Source organism: Pseudonocardia sp. WMMC193 (assembly GCF_021728735.1).
In the GTDB taxonomy this organism is placed as follows: domain Bacteria; phylum Actinomycetota; class Actinomycetes; order Mycobacteriales; family Pseudonocardiaceae; genus Pseudonocardia; species Pseudonocardia oroxyli.
On sequence record NZ_JAKKDO010000003.1, the window covers coordinates 3,391,321 to 3,410,868 of the forward strand.

A 19,548-nucleotide genomic window follows, 5' to 3' on the forward strand; every position below is an offset into this window, starting at 1 on the left:
ATCCGCTCCATGACACTGCTGCCCGGGGTGCGGTCCGCCACCGTCGACACCGACCGCCTCCGCACGCACTACCTGGAGGCGGGCGCGGGCGCGACGCTCGTCCTGCTCCACGGCAACCTCTCCACCGGCCGCTTCTACGAGCACCTGATGCCCGCGCTCGCGCAGCGGTACCGCGTGCTCGCGCCGGACATGCGCGGCTTCGGCGACACCGAGCCCAAGGGCCTCGACGCCACCCGCGGCCTCGGCGACTGGGCGGACGACCTCGCCGCCCTGCTGCGCGCGCTCGACCTCACCGACCCGCCGCACCTCGTGGGCTGGTCCACGGCGGGCGCGGCCATCGCGACGTTCGCGAAGGCCCACCCGGTCGCGAGCCTGACCTTCCTGGACCCGGTGTCCCCGTACGGCTACGGGGGCGTCCGCGCCGACGGCACCCCCGTCCACCCCGACTTCGCGGGCTCCGGCGGCGGGGGCGCGAACCCCGAGGTCGTGGAACGGCTCGCCGCGGGCGACACCTCCGCCGACAGCCCGGCCTCGATCCGCGCCGTCATGCGGGCGCTGTACTGGGCGCCGACGCACCAGCTGCCGAGCGACCGCGAGGACGTCCTGGTCGCCGAGGTCCTCAAGACCCTGACCGGCCCCGACGGCTACCCCGGAGACGCCACGTCGTCCCCGAACTGGCCCGGCGCCGCCCCCGGCACCCGCGGCATCCTCAACGCCCTGTCCCCCCGGTACTGCCACTGGGCGGACATCGTGGACCTCGACCCCAAGCCGCCGGTCCTGTGGACCCACGGCACCGCGGACCTCGTGGTGTCCGACGCCTCGCCCCTCGACTTCGGGGTCCTCGGCGCGGCCGGCGTCGTCCCCGGTTGGCCCGGTGCCGCCGACTTCCCCGCCCAGCCCATGGTCACCCAGATCCGTCGGGTCCTGGAGGACTACGCGGCGCGCGGCGGGCGGGTGCGGGTCGAGATGTTCGAAGGCTCCGGCCACGGCCCCCACATCGACGCCGCCGACCGCTGGCTCGCGGTCCTCGAGGACTTCCTCCGCACCACCTGACCCCACCCCTCTCCGGACGCGCGGGTCCCCCGGATCCCGCGGGCGGTCAGCGCGGGCGGAGGGCCTCGACGTGGCACGCGGTGCCCGCGCTCGACGACCCTGGGGCATTCGGGCCACCGCCCGCTGCCGATGATCACCGAACGTCGCTGTCGCGATACCGATCGGCTCACGGTTCACCCGTATCAGGGATCTCACGTTTACGATCCGTGTCGTGAGGCTCCTGCGTGACATGCGCGCCGCCGTCGCCGAGTGGTCCGCCCACCGAGTGCTGCGTCGGCTGATGGACACCGTCGGGCGGCCGGGGCTGCGGTCCGCGGCCGTGGAGCCCGGGCTCGCCGCGCTGGTCGACCAGCACGCCGCCGCCGTGCGGGACATCGTGCGGGAGTCGCCACACCCGGCCGGGCGCGGACAGGTCGCCACCGTCGCGCCGCCGCGGACCAGCGCCTGCGTCCGGCTCGCCGCCTACGCCCGCTCCCTGCAGGACGAGCAGCGCCGCAGCGGCGCGTCGATCGTGATGCAGCAGGACGGGACCTGGCGCCCCACCGACTGGACCACCCTGCGCCTCATCGCGATCTGCCAGGTCTCGGGCCTCTAGGCCCCCAGGGCCGGGTCCGCCTTGAGCCGGACCCCCGACAGCCGCAGCCTGCGGGACTCCTCCAGCAGCATGACGAGGGTCGTCGCGGCGGCGTCGTAGCCGGTGCCGTGCGGCGGCCGGACGTTCGACAGGCAGTTCCGCTCGGAGTCCCGCCGTCCGCGGCGCGGGTCCCAGGTGAGGTAGAGCCCGAGCGAGTCCGTGGAGCTCATTCCCGGCCGTTCTCCGACGAGCACCACCACGGCGCGCGCGCCCAATGCCGCCGCCACCTCGTCCCCGAGGGCCACGCGTGCCTGCTCCGCGACCACGATCGGCGCCACCCGCCAGCCGTCCAGCCGGGCGAGGGCGGCGCGCAGCATCGGCACGGCGTGGGTGTGGACCGCCAGCGGGGACAGCCCGTCCGCCACGACGAACGCGACGTCGTGCTCCCCGGCCTCCAGCTCGTGTGACGCGAGCCGTCTGCCCAGGTCGGGTCGTTGCAGGTACTCGGCGCGGTCCGCGGCCGCGCTGTGCACGCGCACCACCTCGTGCCCGAGCGCGCGGATCTCGCCCGCCAGCGCCTCGGCGTCCAGCGGTGCGTGCACCGCGTCGCGCGCGGCGGCGTGTGCGGCCCGCAGCTCCAGGAGCTCGGCGGTCGGCAGGGCGTCCCCGGCGCGGCCGAGCGCCACCCGCGCACGGGTGGCGGCGCGGAGCCGGTCGAAGGCGTCGCTCACCGCGGCGGTTCGTCCTCGTCCTTCGGGGAGTCCGCCTGCTCCTCCTCGGCCAGCAGGGCGTCGATGTCGGCGAGCACACCGCCCCCCACCGACCGGCCGGTGACCGGCCGCGAGCCCGTCGCCTCCGCGGCCCGCCGCGCCCAGACCGACTCCCGATCGCTCATGCCACACCCCCGGTGAGCTGCTGCAGTGTGGCCGATCCGGGCTCGAGCTCGGTGATCCGACCGTCCGCCGTCATCAACCCCATCCCCTCCAGCCACGCCGCGAACTCCGGCGCCGGGCCGAGCCCCAGCACCTGTCGTGCGTACAGCGCATCATGGAAGGACAGCGACTGGTAGTGCAGCATCACGTCGTCCCCGCCGGGCACGCAGATCACGAAGCCGCACCCGGCCACCCCGAGCAGGGTCAACAGGGTGTCGGTGTCGTCCGCGTCCGCTTCGGCATGGTTGGTGTAGCAGACGTCCACGCCCATCGGGACGCCGAGCAGCCGCCCGCAGAAGTGGTCCTCCAGCCCGGCCCGCACGATCTGTTTGCCGTCGTACAGGTACTCCGGCCCGATGAACCCGACGACGGTGTTGACCAGCAACGGGTCGAAGGCCCGCGCCACGCCGTACGCCCGCGCCTCGAGGGTCTGCTGGTCCACGCCGTGGTGCGCATCCGCCGACAGGGCCGCGCCCTGGCCGGTCTCGAAGTACATGCAGTCGGTGCCGACCGTGCCCCGCTCCAGCGCCAGGGCCGCCTCGTGCGCCTCCCGCAGCAGGGCCAGCGTGACGCCGAACCCGGTGTTGGCCGCCTCGGTGCCCGCGATGGACTGGAACACCAGGTCGACGGGCGCACCCCGCTCCATGATCTCGATCGACGTCGTGACGTGCGCGAGCACGCAGGACTGGGTGGGGATCGCGTAGCGCTCCCGGATGTCGTCGATCAGGCGCAGCAGGTCGGTGGTGCGCCGCGGGGAGTCCGTCGCCGGGTTGATGCCGATGACCGCGTCCCCGCAGCCGAGCAGCAGACCGTCCACGATGGATGCGGTGACGCCGACGGGATCGTCGGTCGGGTGGTTGGGCTGCAGCCGGGCGGCCAGGGTGCCCGCCACGCCGATGGTCGAGCGGAAGGCGCTGGTCACCGGGGTCCGGCGGGCCACGGCGATCAGGTCCTGCACGCGCATCAGCTTCGAGACGGCGGCGACCATCTCCGGCGTGAGGCCCGCCCGCAGCGCGGTGGTGTCGGTGCGCGGGTGCAGGAGGTGGTCCCGGAAGGCGCCCACGGTCAGGCCCGCGACCGGCGCGAACGCCTCCGCGTCGTGGGTGTCGACGATCAGCCGGGTGACCTCGTCGGTCTCGTACGGGACCACGTGCTCGTCGAGGAACGTGCGCAGCGGCAGGTCCGCGAGCAGCCCCTGCGCGGCCACCCGCTCCTGCTCCGACTCGGCCGCCACCCCGGCGAGCACGTCCCCGGAGCGTTCCGGGGTCGCCGCCGCGAGCAGGGCCGCCAAGTCCGCGAACTCGTACGTGCGGCCGCCGAGCGCGGCCCGGCGCCGGGTCATGGGCCCAGTCTGGCGCAGCGCCGGTTTCGACGGGGTTGCGATTCGGCGGGAATACCCTTGGGGGGTATCAGTGTTGCTGCGTGCATGAACGCGGAGCAGACACACGAGCACGCAGCTCACGAGCACGGCGAGCACGCGGGGCACGGCGAGCACGCCGGTCACTCGGGCCACTCGGGCCACTCGGGCCACGGGGACCACGCCGCCATGTTCCGCACCCGCTTCTGGTGGACGCTGCTGCTCGCGTTGCCGGTCGTGGCGTTCAGCCCGATGTTCGCCGACCTCCTCGGCTACTCGCTGCCGTCCGGCACCGCGTGGATCTCGCCGCTGCTCGGCACGGTCATCTACCTCTGGGGCGGCGCGCCGTTCCTCACCGGCGCCTGGTCGGAGGTGAAGGCCCGGCAACCGGGGATGATGTTGCTGGTCGCGCTCGCGATCACGGTCGCGTTCGTGGCGAGCGCGCTCACCACCGCGGGCCTGCTGATGCTGGACTTCTGGTGGGAGCTCGCCCTCCTCGTCGTGATCATGCTGCTGGGCCACTGGCTGGAGATGCGCGCGCTCGGCCAGGCCTCCGGTGCGCTCGACGCCCTCGCCGCCCTGCTCCCCGACCAGGCCGAACGCGAGGACGGCACGCTGGTGCCGCTCGCCGACCTGCACCCGGAGGACGTCGTGCTGGTCCGCTCCGGCGGCCGGGTCCCCGCAGACGGCGTGGTCGTCGACGGGGAGGCGGCCGTCGACGAGTCGATGATCACCGGTGAGTCCCGTGCGGTCACCCGGCGCGTCGGGGACCGCGTCGTCGCGGGCACCGTGGCCACCGACTCGGCGATCCGCGTGCGGGTGGACCGGGTGGGCTCCGACACCGCGCTGGCCGGGATCCAGCGGCTGGTCGCCGAGGCCCAGACCTCCCGTTCCCGGGCCCAGGCCCTCGCCGACCGGGCCGCGGCGCTGCTGTTCTGGTTCGCGCTCGGCGTCGGCGTGGTGACGTTCGTGGTGTGGTCGCTGATCGGGACGCTCTCGGAGGCCGTCGAACGCACCGTCACGGTGCTGGTCATCTCCTGCCCGCACGCCCTCGGCCTGGCGATCCCGCTGGTCATCGCGATCTCGACCGCGCGCGCCGCCCGGGCGGGGATCCTGGTGAAGGACCGCCTCGCCCTGGAGCGCATGCGCACCGTGGACGCGGTGCTGTTCGACAAGACCGGCACCCTCACCACCGGGAAGCCGCAGGTCGTCGGCACGGTCGGCGCCCCGGAGACGGTGGAGCTGGCCGCGGCCGCCGAGCAGGACAGCGAACACCCCCTGGCCCGCGCGATCGTCGCCGCGGCACCGTCCGTCCGGCGGGCCACGGGCTTCCGCTCGCTCACCGGACGCGGCGTGCGCGCCTCCGTCGACGGCGCCGAGATCGCGGTCGGCGGGCCGGGGCTCGTCCGCGAGCTCGGCGCCACGGTGCCCGACGAGATCGCCGCGCAGGCCGGACCGTGGTCGGCGCAGGGCAGCACCGTGCTGTACGTGCTGCGGGACGGCCTCGTCGTCGGTGCCCTCGCGCTGGCCGACGCCGTGCGCCCGGAGTCGCGGGACGCCGTGGCCGCACTGCGCGCACGACACGTGCGCACGGTGCTGCTCACCGGCGACGCCCGCCCCGTCGCCGAGGCCGTCGGCGCCCAGGTCGGGGTGGACGAGGTGATCGCGGAGGTGCTGCCCGAGGACAAGGACTCCGCGGTCGCCGACCTGCAGGCCCGCGGGCACACCGTGGCGATGGTCGGGGACGGCGTGAACGACGCCCCCGCCCTCGCCCGCGCGGACGTCGGGATCGCGATCGGGGCCGGCACGGACGTGGCGGTCGAGTCCGCAGGCGTCGTCCTGGCCTCGGACGACCCGCGCGCCGTCCTCTCGGTGATCACCCTGTCCCGCGCGGGGTACCGGAAGATGCTGCAGAACCTGTGGTGGGCCGCGGGCTACAACCTGCTCAGCGTCCCGCTGGCGGCGGGCGTCCTGGCCGGCGTCGGGTTCGTGCTGCCGCCCGCGGTCGGCGCGGTCCTGATGAGCGTCTCGACGATCGTGGTCGCCGCCAACGCACAGCTCCTGCGCCGCGTCCCCCTGTGAGCGGCGATAGTCGCCAGAGCGACTATCGCCACTCACGGGGCCAGGTGGCGGGTTCGGCCTCGACGGGCGGGCCCGCCTCCACCGGCTCGTGGGCGGCCATCGCGGCGTAGGCCCGGTTCTCGTGCTGCACCACCCGCACGAGGAAGCCGACGAACAGGGCGACCGCGAGGACGAAGCAGACCCACACCCCGACCGAGAAGCCGCCGAAGGTGAAGACGACGGACGCGCCGTCGTAGGTCTCGATCGGACTCATCGCTCTCCCCCGCTGCGCGGGCTCGGCGCTTCGCCCGGGCGCTGTGTCATCGATTCGCTCGCGAGCTCGCTCATACCTTCAGCTCCTCGACGTGACCGTTCCGCATGACGGTGACGGGCGTGCCCTCGGGGTACGGGGTGGCGGGCACCTCGGACAGGTCGAGGCCCGCCGCCTCGACCGCGGGCGGGGTGCGCAGGGACTGGGCCTTCTTCAGGATCCAGGACAGGCCGTAGCCGGGGACGAAGCCGAGCGCCGCGAACACGACCAGCGCGACGAGCTGACCCCACAGCGAGATCGACGGGTTCCCGTCGGTGTTCGGGTACCCGCCGAGGAAGATCCCCGCCATGATCAGCGAGAACGCGCCCGCGCCGCCGTGCACGGCGACGGCGCCGACGACGTCGTCGATCTTGTAGCGGTCCAGCAGCATGCCGATCATCGGCACCAGCGCACCGCCCGCGAGCGCGATGAGGAACCCGAGCGCCGGGTGGTAGAGGTCCATCCCGGAGGCCACGGAGATCACGCCCGCCAGCCCGCCGGAGATCGTCCAGAACGGCTCGCCGCGTGAGGTGAGGTAGGCGCCGATGATGCCGCCCGCGAGACCCATCAGGGTGTTGAAGGCGAAGGCGGACAGCGTGGTCGGGCTGCCGTAGATCGTCTCGAAGCCCTCGCCGGTGTAGATCACGCAGCCCATCAGGAAGCCGAAGAACCCGACGAAGATCAGCATCAGGCCCAGCATGGTCATCGGCAGGTTGTGCGGGCGGATGTCGCGGACCGTGCCGTCCGGCGCGTACTTGCCCAGGCGCGGGCCGAGGTTCAGCAGGACGCCGAGGGTGAAGGTCCCCGCGATGAGGTGGACGCAGCCCGCGGCGCCGACGTCGTGCAGGCCGAGCTGGGTGAGCATCCATCCCGACGGGTGCCAGCCCCAGGCCGCGCCGATGATCCACACGACCGAGCCGAGCACCGTGGCCAGGATGAGGAACGCGCTGGTGCGGATCCGCTCCAGCACCGCGCCGGACATGATCGAGCCGGTGGTCGCGGCGAAGAGGGCGAAGGCGCCCCAGAAGATGCCGCTGGCCGGGTCCTCGATGTTCGGCCCCATGTTGTCGCTCCACGGGAGCGCGGCGACCGCGGCGTCACTCATCGCGAACCAGCCGCTCGGCATGGCGTTGTAGAGGAACCAGCCGACGAAGTAGAAGGACGCGACCACGACGGCGAAGGCCAGCAGGTTCTTGATCGCGGTGGCCAGGACGTTCTTCGACCGCGACGCCCCCGACTCGTACGCGAGGAAGCCCGCGTGGATCAGGATCATCAGGGCGATGGACATCCAGTAGAAGAACTCGTTGTTCACCGCGGTCATGGTCTCGACGGCGGACTCGACTTCGGGCGGCACGAAACCTCCATGGGGGCCGGGAGCGCGCCGATCGTACGGTTGTGCAACGTTTGTCCGGTTACAACCGTGTGCACGAATCTTTCAGACGTGGGTCGGCTCGTCCCAGGTGATCGGGTGTCGCAGCAGCCACTCCGGCGAGGCCCCGCCGCGCCTGCTCACCCACCGCAGCAGCATCGGCATCATCGCGTCCCGCACCACCCGCCCGACGGGGCCGGCCGCCTTCTGGGAGCTCGCCCGCCTCCCGGCCGCGACGACCGCCTCCACCCGCTCGCGACGCAGCGCCTCGAACGCGCCGAACGCCCGGTCCACGGGGAGGTCGCGCAGGCAGCGGGCCAGGATCACGGCGTCCTCGATGGCCATCGACGCACCCTGCCCCGCCGACGGCGAGGTCGCGTGGGCCGCGTCGCCGATCACGATCATCCGGTCCCGGTGCCAGACCGGGACGCGCGGGACGTCGTAGGTCGCCCAGCCGACCAGCGGACCGGGTGCGGCACGGACGATGTCGCAGGCGGGTGACCGGTCGACCGACAGGAGGTCCAGCAGCCAGGTCCGCCAGTCGGCGTCCGTCATCGCCGACAGGACCCCGGGACCCGGCTCGTCTCGCCGCGGCGGGTTGGCGAACCACGCCACGCCGCCGTCGGGGGTGGCCGACCAGCCGAAGAAGCAGCGCTTGCCGAACATCATCTGGAACTCGTCCGACGGCGTGTCCAGCGCGAACCGGGGAACGAACCCGCCGACGTTCAGCACCGGGGTGTAGCGCACCGGCGGGGCCGCGGGGTCGATCAGCGTGCGGACCCGGGAGCGGATCCCGTCGCAGCCGATCAGCAGGTCGCCCTCGGCCGTGCCACCGTCGGCGAACTCGGCCCGGACCCGGTCACCGACCCGGCGCGCCCCCACCAGCCGGCTGCCGAGCCGGATCTCCGCGCCGCGGGCGACCGCCTCGTCCCGCAGCGCGCGGTAGAGGTCCGACCGCGCCATCAACCGCCCCACCGTCCCGTCCTCCAGCGGCGCGCCCAGGCTCAGCTCGCCGAGCTCGCGACCGGTCCCGGAGAAGAAGCGCATCCGACGCGACGGGAACCCGACCCGCTCGACGACCGGGTGGGCGTCGATCGCCCGCAACGCCGTGATGCCGTTGACCTGCAGGGTCAGCCACGCCCCGCGGTGGTCCGCGGTCTCGGTGTCCGCCTCGTACAGCTCCGCGTGCAGGCCCGCCTTCTGCAGCGCCATCGCGAGCACCGGGCCCGCCACTCCCGCGCCGATCACCAACGCCGTCGTCATCTCGTATCCTCACTCGGGTCGCCAAGTATCTCGTTTCGCCGAGTATCTTGGCAGAGCGAGATACTTGTCAAGGAGAGACGTGGACGTTCAGGACGAGATCATGGGCTTGCTGGTGCGGTTCATCGCGAGCGTCGTGCTGCACAACCACGCGGTGTCCCAGCAGGTCGGGCTCGGCCCCACGGACTCCCAGTTCATGACGCTGCTCGACGTGCACGGCCCGCTCTCCCCCGGCAGGCTCGCCGAGCTGACCGGGCTGACCTCGGGCACGGTCACGGGCGTGGTCGACCGCCTCGAGAAGGCGGGCTTCGTGCGCCGCGACCGCGACCCGGGCGACCGCCGGAAGGTGATCGTGACCCCGGACCGCCGCGCCGCCGAGCAGCGACTCAGCCCGCAGTACGCCGCCTACGACCGGGCCACCCGAGACCTCCTGGACCGACGCAGCCCGCAGGAGCAGCGGGTGATCGCCGACTTCCTCGCGGACCTGTTGGGCGGCTCCGCCACTCGTGCGCGGTAAGTGGTGCCAGAGCACCACTTACCGCGCACGGGCGGCGGAGGCGCCCTCACGCGGGTGGGCCGGGCTGCCGCGGGACCTCGACCCAGAGCGGCAGCTGCCCCGGCCCCGGCCCGTGCGGGCGCCGAAGGTGCCACGAGACCTCCCCGGGGCCGCGGGCGTGGCCGTGCACCTGCATTCCGACCACCTCCGCCACCAGTGCAGCACAGGCCACCGACACTTTCCGGTGACGATTCCGCCGCCCTCCCCACACCATGATCCACCCGTGGGGAGGAGAGCGGTCGGGATTCGACCGCGCAGCTCCCGGGCTGTGGATCATGGACTGGGTGGCGGGTCGAGCGGGGCCAGGTGCGAGTCGGGCCGGTCGGGCGGGTCGTGCCGGTCGGGCCGGTCCCAGGTCCGGCCCCGTGCCCGGTGTCGCCGACGGCGGGCCGGCACGGTGCCCCGGCCCGTCTCGCGCTCATGATCCACCCATGGGGAGGGTATCGGTCGGTATTCGTCCGCCCGGCTCCCGACGAGTGGATCATGGCTGGCGGGCTGGTCGACGTCGGGCCGAGCCGAACCGGGCAGGGCGCGTGGATCAGACCGCGGGCGGGCCGGTGGTGCCGCGGACGACGAGCCGGGTGGGGAGATCGACGTCCGGGATCCCGTCGAGCACACCCGCCAGCGACTCCAGTAGCAGGGCCGCGGCGCGTTCGCCCTGCTCACGGGCCGGCTGCGCAATGGTCGTGAGGTCGGCGTACTCGGCGACCGCCTGGTCGTCGAACCCGATGACGGACACCCGGCCCGGGACGTCGATCCCGGCGCGGCGCAGGGTGCGCAGGGCGCCGAGCGCCATCTCGTCGGACATGGCGAACAGGGCGGTCGGCAGCCGGGGCCCGCTCAGCAGCCGTTCGACGGCGCGCGCGCCCGCGGGCGCGTCGTGTCCCGTCGCGACGACCCAGTCCGGGTTCGGCTCCAGACCCGCCTCGGCGAGCGCGTCGAGGTAGCCGAGCCGCCGGGCCTCGGCGGTGGCCCGCCCGACGAAGTCGTCCGGGTCGAAGGCCAGCAGCGCGATCTCCCGGTGCCCCAGCGCGACCAGGTGCCGCACCGCGGCCACCGCGCCCGCCCGGTCGTCGATCCCGACCCGCGGCACGCCCGCCCAGCTCCCGCCCACCACGGCGACGGGCACCGCCAGCTCCTCCAGGCGCGCCTGCTCGGCGGGGGTGAACGACGACGCCACGACGATCAGCCCGGCCAGGCCCCACCGCTCGTCCGGGAGGGCGGCGCGGGCGGCCGGGTCCCCGACGTTGTGCAGCAGGACGTGATAGCCGCCCGCCCGCAGCGTCCGCTCGATCCCGCCGACGGCCTCGGCGAAGAACCAGGCCGAGGGGAACCGCGCGAGCGCGGCGACGGTCTGCGCACCCCGCGGCCGCCGCACGGGTCGGGGGTAGGCGAGCTCCGCGGCCGCCCGCCGGACCCGCTCGTCCGTCTCCGGAGCCACGTAGGAGGTGCCGGACAGGGCCCGGGACACGGTCGAGGGGGCCACGCCCGCGCGCCGCGCGACGTCCCGGATCGTGGGCTTCTCCCCCATGTGGAACAGTATGGAACAACACCTGCAACACGTGGAGGAGGGTCAGGGTGCGAGAGTCCGACTGGTGGCGGAGCGCGGTGATCTACCAGGTCTACATCCGCAGTTTCGCGGACGGCGACGGGGACGGGATCGGCGACATCGCCGGGCTCCGCAGTCGCCTGGACCACCTCGCCGACCTGGGCGTGGACGCCCTGTGGATCAACCCGTGGTACCCCTCCCCGCTGGCCGACGCCGGGTACGACGTCGCGGACTACCGCGCGATCGAGCCGCGGTTCGGCACGCTGTCCGACGCGGAGGCGCTGGTCCGTGAGGCGCACGAGCGTGGCATGCGGGTCATCCTCGACATCGTCCCCAACCACACGTCGTCGCAGCACGCGTGGTTCCAGGAAGCCCTCGCCGCGGGCCCGGGCTCGGCGGCCCGCGAGCGCTACCTCTTCCGCGACGAGCCGAACGACTGGAAGGCCATGTTCGGCGGCAGCGCCTGGACCCAGGTGCCGGACGGGCAGTGGTACCTGCACCTGTTCGACGTCGAGCAGCCGGACCTGAACTGGGAGAACCCGGAGGTCCGCGCCGACTTCGAGCAGACCCTGCGGTTCTGGTTCGACCGCGGGGTCGACGGGTTCCGGATCGACGTCGCCAACTCGTTGATCAAGGAGCAGGGCCTGCCGGACGTCGGGGACAAGGGCCACCACGATCCCGGCCCGCACCCGCACTGGGACCGGGACGAGGTGCACGAGATCTACCAGGACTGGCGCCGGATCGCGGACTCCTACGACCCGCCGAAGGTGTTCGTGGCCGAGGCGTGGGTGCCCGAGGCGGACCGCTTCGCCCGCTACCTGCGCGCGGACGAGCTGCACACGGCGTTCAACTTCGACTTCCTGAAGGCGCCGTGGCGGGCGCCCGCGCTCCGCGAGTCGGTGGAGCGGACGCTGCGCGAGCACGCCGTCGTCGGGGCGCCCGCGACCTGGGTGCTGTCCAACCACGACGTGGCGCGGCACATGTCGCGGCTGGCCCGGGACCCGGGGGCGGAGATCGGGACGTCGCTGGACTCGCTGCTCGGGGTGCCCGCCGATCTCGAGCTGGGCCTGCGGCGTGCCCGCGCGGCGGCCCTGCTGATCCTCGCGCTGCCCGGCGGCGCCTACGTCTACCAGGGCGACGAGCTGGGCCTGCCCGAGGTCGAGGACCTCCCCGAAGCCGTGCTCGACGACCCCACCTGGCGTCGCTCCGGCCACACCGAGCGCGGCCGGGACGGCTGCCGGGTCCCGATCCCGTGGTCGGGCGACTCCGCGCCGTTCGGCTTCGGCCCCGGCGAGGGGCAGCCGTGGCTCCCGCAGCCGGACTGGTTCGTGCGGTTCACCGCCGAGCGGGAGGACAAGGACCCCGACTCGATGCTGAACCTGTACCGCACGGCGCTGCGGATCCGCCGCGCCGAGCCCGCGCTCGGTGACGGGCCGCTGACCTGGCTGGACGTCTCGCCGGGTGCGCTGGGCTTCGTCCGCGACCCCGGTTTCGCCCTGCTCCTGAACATCGACGCGGAGCCCTTCGCCCTCCCCGAGGGAGCCGAGGTGGTCCTGACCAGCGCCCCGCTGACGGACGCGGGCGAGCTCCCCCGGGACACCGCGGCCTGGATCCGGGTCTGATCCCACCCGGTGTCCGACTCGCGTGTCGGAACCCGGGGACTCGCGGGGAATGCCCCGCGAGTCCCCGGTTCGGGACACGCGAGTCTCCCTTCTGCGGGCGGGCCCACGCCGGTGACTGTCTGCTCACGGCCGGCGGCCGGCTCGCACGTGTCGCTCACGCAGTGTTCATGATCACCGCGAACCACCCGTTCGTGAGGTCGCCGGAACAGGTGATCGGTCTCCCGAACCACGCGCCACAGGTGCACCCTCCGTCACGGGGGTACACATCATGCTCATCACTGAGGCGCCGATCCGCGCCACCGCAGGATCAGGACACCGGACCACCGCCACGGTGCTCGGCGCGGCGCTCGCGGTCGCCGTCCTCGGCCAGGGCGCGTTCCATCCGGGCCCGTTCCTGCTCTGCGCCGTCCTCGTCGTCGCCGCGGGGTGCAGCGCGTTCCGCGAACGCACCCGGACACCGGTAGCGCGCGGCCCGCTCCTCGCGGCCGGACTGCTGGGTGCGTTCGCCGCGTGGGCGCTCGCTCGGGCCGCGGCGTCCGGGGACGCGCTCCTCGGCCTGCCCACGGCGGCGGTCGCGGGGGTGCTCGCGATCGCGATCGTCACCACGGCCGGGCTCGGGCCCGCCGCCCGGGACCTCCTGCGCGGGGTGGTGCTCACCCTCGGCGTGGTCGTCGCGGCCGCGGGCTGGATCGGGACCGCGCTGCACCTGGCGCCGCTGTCGATCCCGGGCGTCGGCCTGTGGCGGGCCTCCTCGACCCTGACCTACGCCAACGCCGCGGCCGCGGTCCTGGTGACCGTTCTGATCGTGGCCGTGACCCGGGTCGAGGACCGGCGGCACCGGCGGCTGCTCGTCGCGGTGCTGCTCCTCGGGCTGGCCGCGACCCTGAGCCGCGGCGGGGCGCTCGCCCTCGCCGTCGGGCTCGCCGTCCTCGCCTGTACCCCGGCCGGGCGCACCCGCCTGCGCTCCCTCGCGCCGGTGCCCTTCGCCGCAGGTCTGGGCTTCGTCGGGCTGCTGCCGTCGCTGCCGGAGGGAGCCACGCCGCAGCCCCTGCTCGCCGCCGCGGGCCTGGCCGCGGGTGCCGCGCTGCTCCTGCGCGGGACCCCGCGGCGGGCCGCGATCGCCGCGGTCCCGGTGCTGGCCGTGACCGGGCTGGTCGTCGGTCCGTGGGGCAGCCCGCCGGTGGACACCGCGGTCGTCGCCCTCGCCGACACCCGGCTCAACGGCGACTCCTCGGCCCGGGTCGACCTGGCGCGGGTGACCCTCGAGCAGTTCCGGACCGCACCCGTCACGGGGATCGGACCGGGCAGGCTCGACCTGACCTACGTCGACCAGGCGGGCAACCGGGTGCACGCCTGGTTCACCCACCTCGAGTACCTGCAGGTCGCGACGGAGACCGGGCTGGTCGGGCTCGCCCTCGTCCTGGCCGCGGCCGCCGCGCTCGCGTTCGGGCACCGCTCCGCGGCGGGCCTCGCGATCCTCGCTGCGCTCGCCGTGCAGAGCGCCCTCGACTTCCTCTGGCACATCCCGGCGGTCCCGCTGCTCGCCTGCGCGGCCGTCGTCCTGATCAGCCCCCACCCGACCGACGAGCCCCACCCGACCCACAAGGAGATCTCCTGATGACCACGCAGTCCCGCACCGTCCTGCGCACCGCGCTCATCGTCCTCGGCAGCGGCGTCCTGGTGTGGGCGGGCGGCGCCGCGCCCGCGCTCGCGAACTACAGCCCACCGTCGGTGGTGATCTGCAAGAGCAACCCGGTGGCCAACTCGGGCCTCGCGGTCGGCCAGTTCAGCAACCCGGTGCCCGCCGGGCTGTGTCAGCCGGTGGGTGGGTTCAGCGCCCCGAACGCGATCCCCGGGATCCCGCCCTTCCCGCCGAACTGACGACGCGCAGCGCGTACTACCCGTAGCGCCTGCGGTAGGCCGCACGGCGCGCCTCGCGCTCCGCGCGGGCCGTCACGTCCCGGACGGCCTGCGCGTAGCCGGGCGGGTAGCCCGCGCGGCGGACCCGGTGGTCCACCGCGTCGTGCAGCAGGAAGATCGCGAACTGGGCGGAGACCAACCAGCCGAGCAGCAGCCCGCACAGCCGCACCCACAACGGCCCGGGCACCAGCAGCACGATCGGCACCGAGACGATCACCAGGGGCACGACGGTGCGCGCCAGGTGCCGGACGACCCAGGTGGAGCACGTGGCGTCGTGCAGCACCCAGTCGGCGTACCGGGCGGGCAGCCTGCCACCGCAGGCGTACCAGACCCACCTCAGTACTCCAGGACGCTGCACGCCCCCAGGTTAGAGCGCGAGACCCGTCCCCGGCTGCGGCGAGGACAGGTCGACGACCGAGGACCACTGCGCGGCCAGCTCGGCCACCGTCGGGGTCTTCTCGAACGTGGCGCCCGCGGCGTGGAACAGCTCCACGCGGTGGTAGCGACCGAACCCGGCGACGAAGGTGGCGCCGTTCTCCTCGAGCTCGTCACCGCAGAGGAGCCCGATCAGCGGCGCGACGAAGTCCGGCGGGAGCTTGTCCAGGACCTCCTGCGGCATGATGTCCGTGGTCATCCGGGTGGCGGCGACGGGGGCCACGGCGTTCGCCTTGATGTCGTACTTCGCGCCCTCCTTGGCGAGGGTGTTGATCAGCCCGACCAGGCCGAGCTTGGCCGCGCCGTAGTTGGCCTGGCCGAAGTTGCCGTAGAGCCCGGTGGTCGAGGTGGCCACCACGATCCGGCCGTGGCCCTGCTCCCGGAAGTGCGGCCACGCGCTGTGGATCACGTTGTAGGCGCCGTAGAGGTGCACCTTGAGGACCGCGTCCCAGTCGTCGTCGGTCATCTTGACGAACGTGCGGTCCCGCAGGATGCCCGCGTTCGCCACCACGCCGTCGATCCGGCCGAACGCCTCGAGCGCGGTCGCCACGATGGCCGCGCCGCCCTCGGCCGTGGCCACGCTGTCGTGGTTGGCGACGGCCCGGCCGCCCGCCTCGATGATCTCCCCGACGACCTTGTCGGCCGCCGACCCGTCGCTCCCGGACCCGTCCCGGGAACCGCCGAGGTCGTTGACCACGACCTGTGCACCCTCACGCGCCAGGAGCAGCGAGTACTCGCGCCCGAGCCCGCCGCCCGCCCCGGTCACCACGACGACCCTGTCCTGAACCCCGGCCATGTCCGCTCCCTCGCATACGACTGCCTTAATCCTTATACCGGCGCGGCGGCGAAGAAAAGGCGGCGTGGCTCACGCCCCGCTCGAGCTCGCGCGACACGACCTCCATCGCGGGCGACGGGCGGCGCCCCGCCGAGCGGGCCAGGACGACCGAGCGGGTCACCGGAAGCGGGCCGCCGGAGAAGACCCCGGCCGCGACGTCCGCCTCCACCGCCACCGCGGGGAGCACGGTCCAGCCCACCCCGGCCGCGGCCAGCCGCTTCTGCGTGATCATGGTGTTGACCTCGACGATCCCGTCCAGCTCGACGCCGGCGCGGGCGCACGCCCCGTCGAGCAGGGTGCGCAGGCCGTGCGGCGGCGCGGGCATGACGACGGGGTGTGCGGCCAGGTCGGTCAGCGCCACCGGCCCGCCCGGCCAGTCCCCCGGCGGCGCGACCGCCCAGAGCGACTCCTCGAACAGCGGCCGCACCGCCACCGAGGACGAGGTCGTGACGTCGTAGAGCAGCGCGATCTCGACCGTGCCGGACTCGAGCCACTCCTGCAGGTGCCCCGAGTAGCCGGTCATCAGCCGCAGCCGGATGCCGGGGTAGTCCCGCCGGACCCGCGCCACCAACCCGACGGCGACGGCCTCGGTGAGGCTGTCGAGCAGCCCCACCGCCACGCTGCCGCCCACCTCGGGGCTGGGCTGCACCTCGGCCCGCGCGCGGTCCAGCTCGGTCAACGCCCGCCGGGCGCGCTCCACGAACGCCAGTCCGGCCTCCGTCGGACGCATGCCCGTGCGGCTGCGTACGAACAGCTCCACCCCGAGCTCCTCCTCCAGCGCGTGCACCTGACGGGTCACCGCGGGCTGCACGAGGTGCAGCAACACCGCGGCGCGGGTGACGCTGCCGGTGTCCGCGACGGCCACGACCGCCCGCAGCTGCCGGACCTCCATGCCACTCCCTCATGACCCCATCAGGAGTCGGCATTGTACGGCGGCGGCCATGCGGGCTCATGATGGAACAATGCTGAGCACCGAGGAGCGGGCAGTCGTCGCGACGGTCCGGGAGTGGGTCGACCGCGAGGTCAAGCCGGTCGTCGCCGACCTCGAGCACGCGGACGAGTACCCGGAGAAGCTCATCGAGCAGATGAAGGAGCTCGGGATCTACGGGCTCGCGATCCCGGAGCCGTGGGGCGAGGCCCCGGTCTCGATGCCCTGCTACGCGCTGGTCACCGCCGAGCTGGCGCGCGGGTGGATGTCCCTGGCCGGCGCGATGGGCGGGCACACCGTCGTGGCGAAGCTGCTGCAGTCCTTCGGTACGCGGGAGCAGCAGGACCGCTACCTGCCGCGGATGGCGACCGGTGAGCTGCGCGCGACGATGGCGCTCACCGAGCCGGGTGGCGGCTCGGACCTGCAGGCGATGACCACCCACGCCGCGCGCGTCGGCGACGAGTACGTGATCAACGGCGCCAAGACGTGGATCTCCAACGCCCGCCGCTCGGGGTTGATCGCGCTGCTCTGCAAGACCGATCCCAAGGCCGAGCCCAAGCACAAGGGCATCTCGGTGCTGCTCGTCGAGCACGGTCCCGGGCTGACCGTGTCCCGGGACCTCAAGAAGCTGGGGTACAAGGGCGTCGAGACCTGCGAGCTGGTGTTCGACGACATGCACGTCCCGGCGTCCGCGGTGCTCGGCGGCGAGCCGGGCCGGGGCTTCGCGCAGATGATGAAGGGCCTGGAGACCGGGCGGATCCAGGTCGCCGCGCGCGCCCTCGGCGTCGGGCAGGCCGCGTTCGACGACGCGCTGCGCTACAGCCAGGAGCGCGAGTCCTTCGGCAAGCCGATCTGGCAGCACCAGTCGATCGGGAACTACCTCGCGGAGATGGGCACCAAGCTCACCGCCGCCCGCCAGCTGATCCTGTTCGCCGCCGAGAAGTTCGACGCGGGCGAGCGCTGCGACATGGAGGCGGGCATGGCGAAGCTGTTCACCTCCGAGATCGCGATGGAGGTGGCGCTCAACGCCGTGCGCATCCACGGCGGCTACGGCTACTCCACCGAGTTCGACGTCGAGCGCTACTTCCGGGACGCCCCGCTGATGATCGTGGGCGAGGGCACCAACGAGATCCAGCGCAACGTCATCGCCGCGCAGCTGGTCAAGCGGGGTGGGCTCGCCTGACCACGTCCCGGACGAGGGCCAGCACCTCGTCCGGATGGTCGAGGTGCACGGTGTGCGTGGCTCCGGGCCAGGTGGTCACGGTGGCGCCCAGCGCCGTGGCCAGCGCCTCGTGCGAGCGGCCCATCGCGCCCGGCCGCGCCCGGTCCGCCGAGACGACCGCGGACGGCAGCAGCGGCAGGTCGGCCGTCCGGAACCCGTCGGACAGGGCGGCGAGCCCGCGGACCGCCGCGGCGAGCCTCCCGAGGCCGCCGTCGAACAGGGTGTCGATCGCCGGGACGCTCTGCGCGGGCAGCGGCGCCTTCAGCACCGCACGCCGCCCCGCGGCGGCGAAGCCCTTGTCCAGCAACGGCCCCAGGCCCGGCAGCCGGGCGGGCCCGCCGAGCAGGCGGGTCTGCCACTCGATGATCCGGCACAGCCGCGGATCGGTGATCGGCGTGGCGTCGAGCAGGACGATCCCGGCCAGGTCCCCGGGGTGATCACGCGCCCACAGCGCCGCGACGGCCCCGCCGAGGCTCTGCCCCACCACGACGGCCGGGCCCCTGTCCAGCTCGCCGACCAGCGTGTGCAGGTGGGCCGTGGCGTCCTTCAGCTCACCCGGCCCCGCCGTGCCCGTGCCGGGCCGGTCGTGCACGACCACGCGACAGTCGCCCGCGAGCCCCTCGACCAGCCCAGGGAAGAAGCCCGCGCAGGGCGCCGCCCCGCCGGGCACGAGCACCACCGGCGGCCCGGACGACCCGTGCACCTCCATGGTCGTCACCCTATCGGGGTGACGACCGGCTCAGGCGCGGCGGGCGAGCAGGGCGACCAGCCGGTCCAGCACCGGGCCGTAGGAGCCCGGCAGTACCCGGGCGAGCACGTCGGGGACCTTCGCGCTGGAGGCGATCAGCACCCGGGTCCGCCGGTTCTCGACGCCGTCGAGGATCTCGGCGGCGGCCTTCTCCGGCGGGTAGCTGAGCAGCTTCGCGAACGCGGCCTGGTGCTGCGCCGCCTCGTCGGGGTCCACACCGGACCCCAGGCGCGCGCTCTTCGCCACGTTCGTCCGGATGCCGCCGGGGTGCACCTGGGTGACCCCGGTGCCGGTCTCGGCCAGCTCGTGGCGCAGCACCTCGCTGAAGCCGCGGATCGCGAACTTGCTCGACGAGTACGCCGACTGCCCCGCGGGGCCGATCAGCCCGTAGAGGCTGGACACGTTGACCAGGTGCCCGCCGGGCTCCGCGGTCAGCGCGGGCAGCAGATGGTGGGTCAACACCACGGGCGCCCGGAAGTTGATGTCCATGACCCACTCGAACTCGTCGAGGGTGACCTGGCGGAACCGGCCGCCGAGCGCGACCCCGGCGTTGTTGATCAGGAGCCGGACCGGGGTCGACGCGAGCTCCTCGCCCAGCGCCGCCACCGCGGCCCGGTCCGCCAGGTCCACCACGTGGGTCTCGACCTTCACCGCGGCGCGCACGCGGGCGGCGACGCGTTCGAGCCCGTCCGCGTCCCGGTCGACCAGGACCAGCGGGCTGCCGCGTTCGGCCAGGCCGTAGGCGAGCTGCTCCCCGATGCCGCTCGCGGCGCCGGTCAGGACGGCGGTGCGTCCCGCGAACCGGTACTTCTCCATC

20 protein-coding genes are annotated in these 19,548 nt (G+C 73.8%); 8 read left to right on the forward strand and 12 right to left on the reverse strand.

Going from position 1 to position 19,548, the window contains the following annotated elements; translation table 11 throughout:
- Positions 1 to 9: 9 nt before the first annotated feature.
- Positions 10 to 1,053 (forward strand): alpha/beta hydrolase, encoded by a 1,044-nt coding sequence (locus tag L3X23_RS17535; RefSeq protein ID WP_237193196.1) that lies wholly within the window; start codon positions 10 to 12, stop codon positions 1,051 to 1,053.
- Positions 1,054 to 1,264: 211 nt separating this feature from the next.
- Positions 1,265 to 1,648: a DUF6401 family natural product biosynthesis protein gene (locus L3X23_RS17540; RefSeq protein ID WP_237193197.1), complete on the forward strand. Its 384-nt coding sequence runs from the start codon at positions 1,265 to 1,267 to the stop codon at positions 1,646 to 1,648.
- Here L3X23_RS17540 and eutC read toward each other — a convergent pair.
- The 3 genes from eutC to L3X23_RS17555 are packed head-to-tail and all read right to left on the reverse strand — an operon-like array spanning position 1,645 to position 3,901.
- Entirely contained in the window at positions 1,645 to 2,358 is a 714-nt protein-coding gene (gene eutC, locus L3X23_RS17545) for an ethanolamine ammonia-lyase subunit EutC (protein ID WP_237193198.1), read from the reverse strand. The genes L3X23_RS17540 and eutC overlap by 4 nt on opposite strands.
- Positions 2,355 to 2,522, reverse strand: coding sequence for a hypothetical protein (locus L3X23_RS17550; RefSeq protein ID WP_237193199.1), 168 nt, complete (start codon positions 2,520 to 2,522; stop codon positions 2,355 to 2,357). Before L3X23_RS17550 ends, eutC begins: the two co-directional genes overlap by 4 nt.
- Positions 2,519 to 3,901, reverse strand: coding sequence for an ethanolamine ammonia-lyase subunit EutB (locus tag L3X23_RS17555; protein ID WP_237193200.1), 1,383 nt, complete (start codon positions 3,899 to 3,901; stop codon positions 2,519 to 2,521). Before L3X23_RS17555 ends, L3X23_RS17550 begins: the two co-directional genes overlap by 4 nt.
- An 84-nt stretch (positions 3,902 to 3,985) precedes the next feature.
- On the opposite strand from L3X23_RS17555, the gene L3X23_RS17560 reads away from it, so the two are divergent.
- Complete coding sequence (locus L3X23_RS17560; RefSeq protein WP_237193201.1) at positions 3,986 to 5,998, forward strand: copper-translocating P-type ATPase; 2,013 nt, start codon at positions 3,986 to 3,988, stop codon at positions 5,996 to 5,998.
- Positions 5,999 to 6,020: 22 nt separating this feature from the next.
- Here the strand turns inward: L3X23_RS17560 and L3X23_RS17565 are convergent, their stop codons facing one another.
- From L3X23_RS17565 to L3X23_RS17575, 3 genes are all read right to left on the reverse strand, one after another.
- On the reverse strand, positions 6,021 to 6,251 hold the full coding sequence (locus L3X23_RS17565; RefSeq protein WP_237193202.1) for a hypothetical protein: 231 nt from the start codon (positions 6,249 to 6,251) through the stop codon (positions 6,021 to 6,023).
- Positions 6,252 to 6,321: 70 nt separating this feature from the next.
- Positions 6,322 to 7,641 carry an ammonium transporter gene (locus L3X23_RS17570; RefSeq protein WP_237193203.1) on the reverse strand — a complete coding sequence of 440 codons (1,320 nt, stop codon included), beginning with the start codon at positions 7,639 to 7,641 and terminating at the stop codon, positions 6,322 to 6,324.
- A gap of 81 nt (positions 7,642 to 7,722) precedes the next feature.
- Positions 7,723 to 8,919, reverse strand: a complete 1,197-nt coding sequence (locus tag L3X23_RS17575; protein ID WP_237193204.1) for an NAD(P)/FAD-dependent oxidoreductase — start codon at positions 8,917 to 8,919, stop codon at positions 7,723 to 7,725.
- A 79-nt stretch (positions 8,920 to 8,998) separates the two neighbouring features.
- On the opposite strand from L3X23_RS17575, the gene L3X23_RS17580 reads away from it, so the two are divergent.
- Positions 8,999 to 9,433, forward strand: coding sequence for a MarR family transcriptional regulator (locus L3X23_RS17580; RefSeq protein WP_237193205.1), 435 nt, complete (start codon positions 8,999 to 9,001; stop codon positions 9,431 to 9,433).
- Between the two features lie 577 nt (positions 9,434 to 10,010).
- Here L3X23_RS17580 and L3X23_RS17585 read toward each other — a convergent pair.
- Positions 10,011 to 11,003 carry a LacI family DNA-binding transcriptional regulator gene (locus L3X23_RS17585; RefSeq protein WP_237193206.1) on the reverse strand — a complete coding sequence of 331 codons (993 nt, stop codon included), beginning with the start codon at positions 11,001 to 11,003 and terminating at the stop codon, positions 10,011 to 10,013.
- Positions 11,004 to 11,050: 47 nt separating this feature from the next.
- Here L3X23_RS17585 and L3X23_RS17590 point away from each other — a divergent pair, with 47 nt between their 5' ends.
- The 3 genes from L3X23_RS17590 (at position 11,051) to L3X23_RS17600 (ending at position 14,524) form a co-directional block, all read left to right on the forward strand.
- The gene (locus L3X23_RS17590; RefSeq protein WP_237193207.1) at positions 11,051 to 12,643 is read left to right on the forward strand and encodes an alpha-amylase family glycosyl hydrolase; all 1,593 of its coding nucleotides are present in this window, start codon (positions 11,051 to 11,053) and stop codon (positions 12,641 to 12,643) included.
- Positions 12,644 to 12,911: 268 nt separating this feature from the next.
- Positions 12,912 to 14,261: an O-antigen ligase family protein gene (locus tag L3X23_RS17595; protein ID WP_237193208.1), complete on the forward strand. Its 1,350-nt coding sequence runs from the start codon at positions 12,912 to 12,914 to the stop codon at positions 14,259 to 14,261.
- Positions 14,261 to 14,524 carry a hypothetical protein gene (locus L3X23_RS17600; protein WP_237193209.1) on the forward strand — a complete coding sequence of 88 codons (264 nt, stop codon included), beginning with the start codon at positions 14,261 to 14,263 and terminating at the stop codon, positions 14,522 to 14,524. The genes L3X23_RS17595 and L3X23_RS17600 overlap by 1 nt, the downstream gene beginning before the upstream one ends.
- Before the next feature lie 16 nt (positions 14,525 to 14,540).
- Here L3X23_RS17600 and L3X23_RS17605 read toward each other — a convergent pair whose 3' ends face one another.
- From L3X23_RS17605 to L3X23_RS17615, 3 genes are read right to left on the reverse strand one after another with little or no spacing between them, the layout of a single operon-like run.
- Complete coding sequence (locus tag L3X23_RS17605) at positions 14,541 to 14,921, reverse strand: DUF5313 family protein (protein WP_093089672.1); 381 nt, start codon at positions 14,919 to 14,921, stop codon at positions 14,541 to 14,543.
- 9 nt (positions 14,922 to 14,930) lie between these two features.
- Positions 14,931 to 15,794, reverse strand: a complete 864-nt coding sequence (locus tag L3X23_RS17610; RefSeq protein ID WP_237193210.1) for an SDR family NAD(P)-dependent oxidoreductase — start codon at positions 15,792 to 15,794, stop codon at positions 14,931 to 14,933.
- 25 nt (positions 15,795 to 15,819) lie between these two features.
- Positions 15,820 to 16,725, reverse strand: coding sequence for a LysR family transcriptional regulator (locus L3X23_RS17615; protein WP_237193211.1), 906 nt, complete (start codon positions 16,723 to 16,725; stop codon positions 15,820 to 15,822).
- Between the two features lie 70 nt (positions 16,726 to 16,795).
- On the opposite strand from L3X23_RS17615, the gene L3X23_RS17620 reads away from it, so the two are divergent.
- Complete coding sequence (locus L3X23_RS17620) at positions 16,796 to 17,944, forward strand: acyl-CoA dehydrogenase family protein (RefSeq protein ID WP_237193212.1); 1,149 nt, start codon at positions 16,796 to 16,798, stop codon at positions 17,942 to 17,944.
- Here L3X23_RS17620 and L3X23_RS17625 read toward each other — a convergent pair.
- Positions 17,922 to 18,692: an alpha/beta fold hydrolase gene (locus L3X23_RS17625; RefSeq protein WP_237193213.1), complete on the reverse strand. Its 771-nt coding sequence runs from the start codon at positions 18,690 to 18,692 to the stop codon at positions 17,922 to 17,924. The genes L3X23_RS17620 and L3X23_RS17625 overlap by 23 nt on opposite strands.
- 30 nt (positions 18,693 to 18,722) lie before the next feature.
- Entirely contained in the window at positions 18,723 to 19,547 is an 825-nt protein-coding gene (locus L3X23_RS17630) for an SDR family oxidoreductase (protein WP_237193214.1), read from the reverse strand.
- Position 19,548 lies beyond the last annotated feature (1 nt).

Excerpts from the sequence above, each read along its gene's own strand:
- L3X23_RS17585 (WP_237193206.1), bottom strand. The coding sequence starts at position 11,003 with ATGGGGGAGAAGCCCACGATCCGGGACGTCGCGCGGCGCGCGGGCGTG.
- L3X23_RS17555 (WP_237193200.1), bottom strand. The coding sequence starts at position 3,901 with ATGACCCGGCGCCGGGCCGCGCTCGGCGGCCGCACGTACGAGTTCGCG.
- L3X23_RS17600 (WP_237193209.1), top strand. The coding sequence starts at position 14,261 with ATGACCACGCAGTCCCGCACCGTCCTGCGCACCGCGCTCATCGTCCTC.
- L3X23_RS17615 (WP_237193211.1), bottom strand. The coding sequence starts at position 16,725 with ATGGAGGTCCGGCAGCTGCGGGCGGTCGTGGCCGTCGCGGACACCGGC.
- L3X23_RS17550 (WP_237193199.1), bottom strand. The coding sequence starts at position 2,522 with ATGAGCGATCGGGAGTCGGTCTGGGCGCGGCGGGCCGCGGAGGCGACG.
- L3X23_RS17610 (WP_237193210.1), bottom strand. The coding sequence starts at position 15,794 with ATGGCCGGGGTTCAGGACAGGGTCGTCGTGGTGACCGGGGCGGGCGGC.
- L3X23_RS17560 (WP_237193201.1), top strand. The coding sequence starts at position 3,986 with ATGAACGCGGAGCAGACACACGAGCACGCAGCTCACGAGCACGGCGAG.
- L3X23_RS17625 (WP_237193213.1), bottom strand. The coding sequence starts at position 18,692 with ATGGAGGTGCACGGGTCGTCCGGGCCGCCGGTGGTGCTCGTGCCCGGC.
- L3X23_RS17575 (WP_237193204.1), bottom strand. The coding sequence starts at position 8,919 with ATGACGACGGCGTTGGTGATCGGCGCGGGAGTGGCGGGCCCGGTGCTC.
- L3X23_RS17620 (WP_237193212.1), top strand. The coding sequence starts at position 16,796 with ATGCTGAGCACCGAGGAGCGGGCAGTCGTCGCGACGGTCCGGGAGTGG.
- L3X23_RS17595 (WP_237193208.1), top strand. The coding sequence starts at position 12,912 with ATGCTCATCACTGAGGCGCCGATCCGCGCCACCGCAGGATCAGGACAC.
- L3X23_RS17535 (WP_237193196.1), top strand. The coding sequence starts at position 10 with ATGACACTGCTGCCCGGGGTGCGGTCCGCCACCGTCGACACCGACCGC.
- L3X23_RS17565 (WP_237193202.1), bottom strand. The coding sequence starts at position 6,251 with ATGAGTCCGATCGAGACCTACGACGGCGCGTCCGTCGTCTTCACCTTC.
- L3X23_RS17630 (WP_237193214.1), bottom strand. The coding sequence starts at position 19,547 with ATGGAGAAGTACCGGTTCGCGGGACGCACCGCCGTCCTGACCGGCGCC.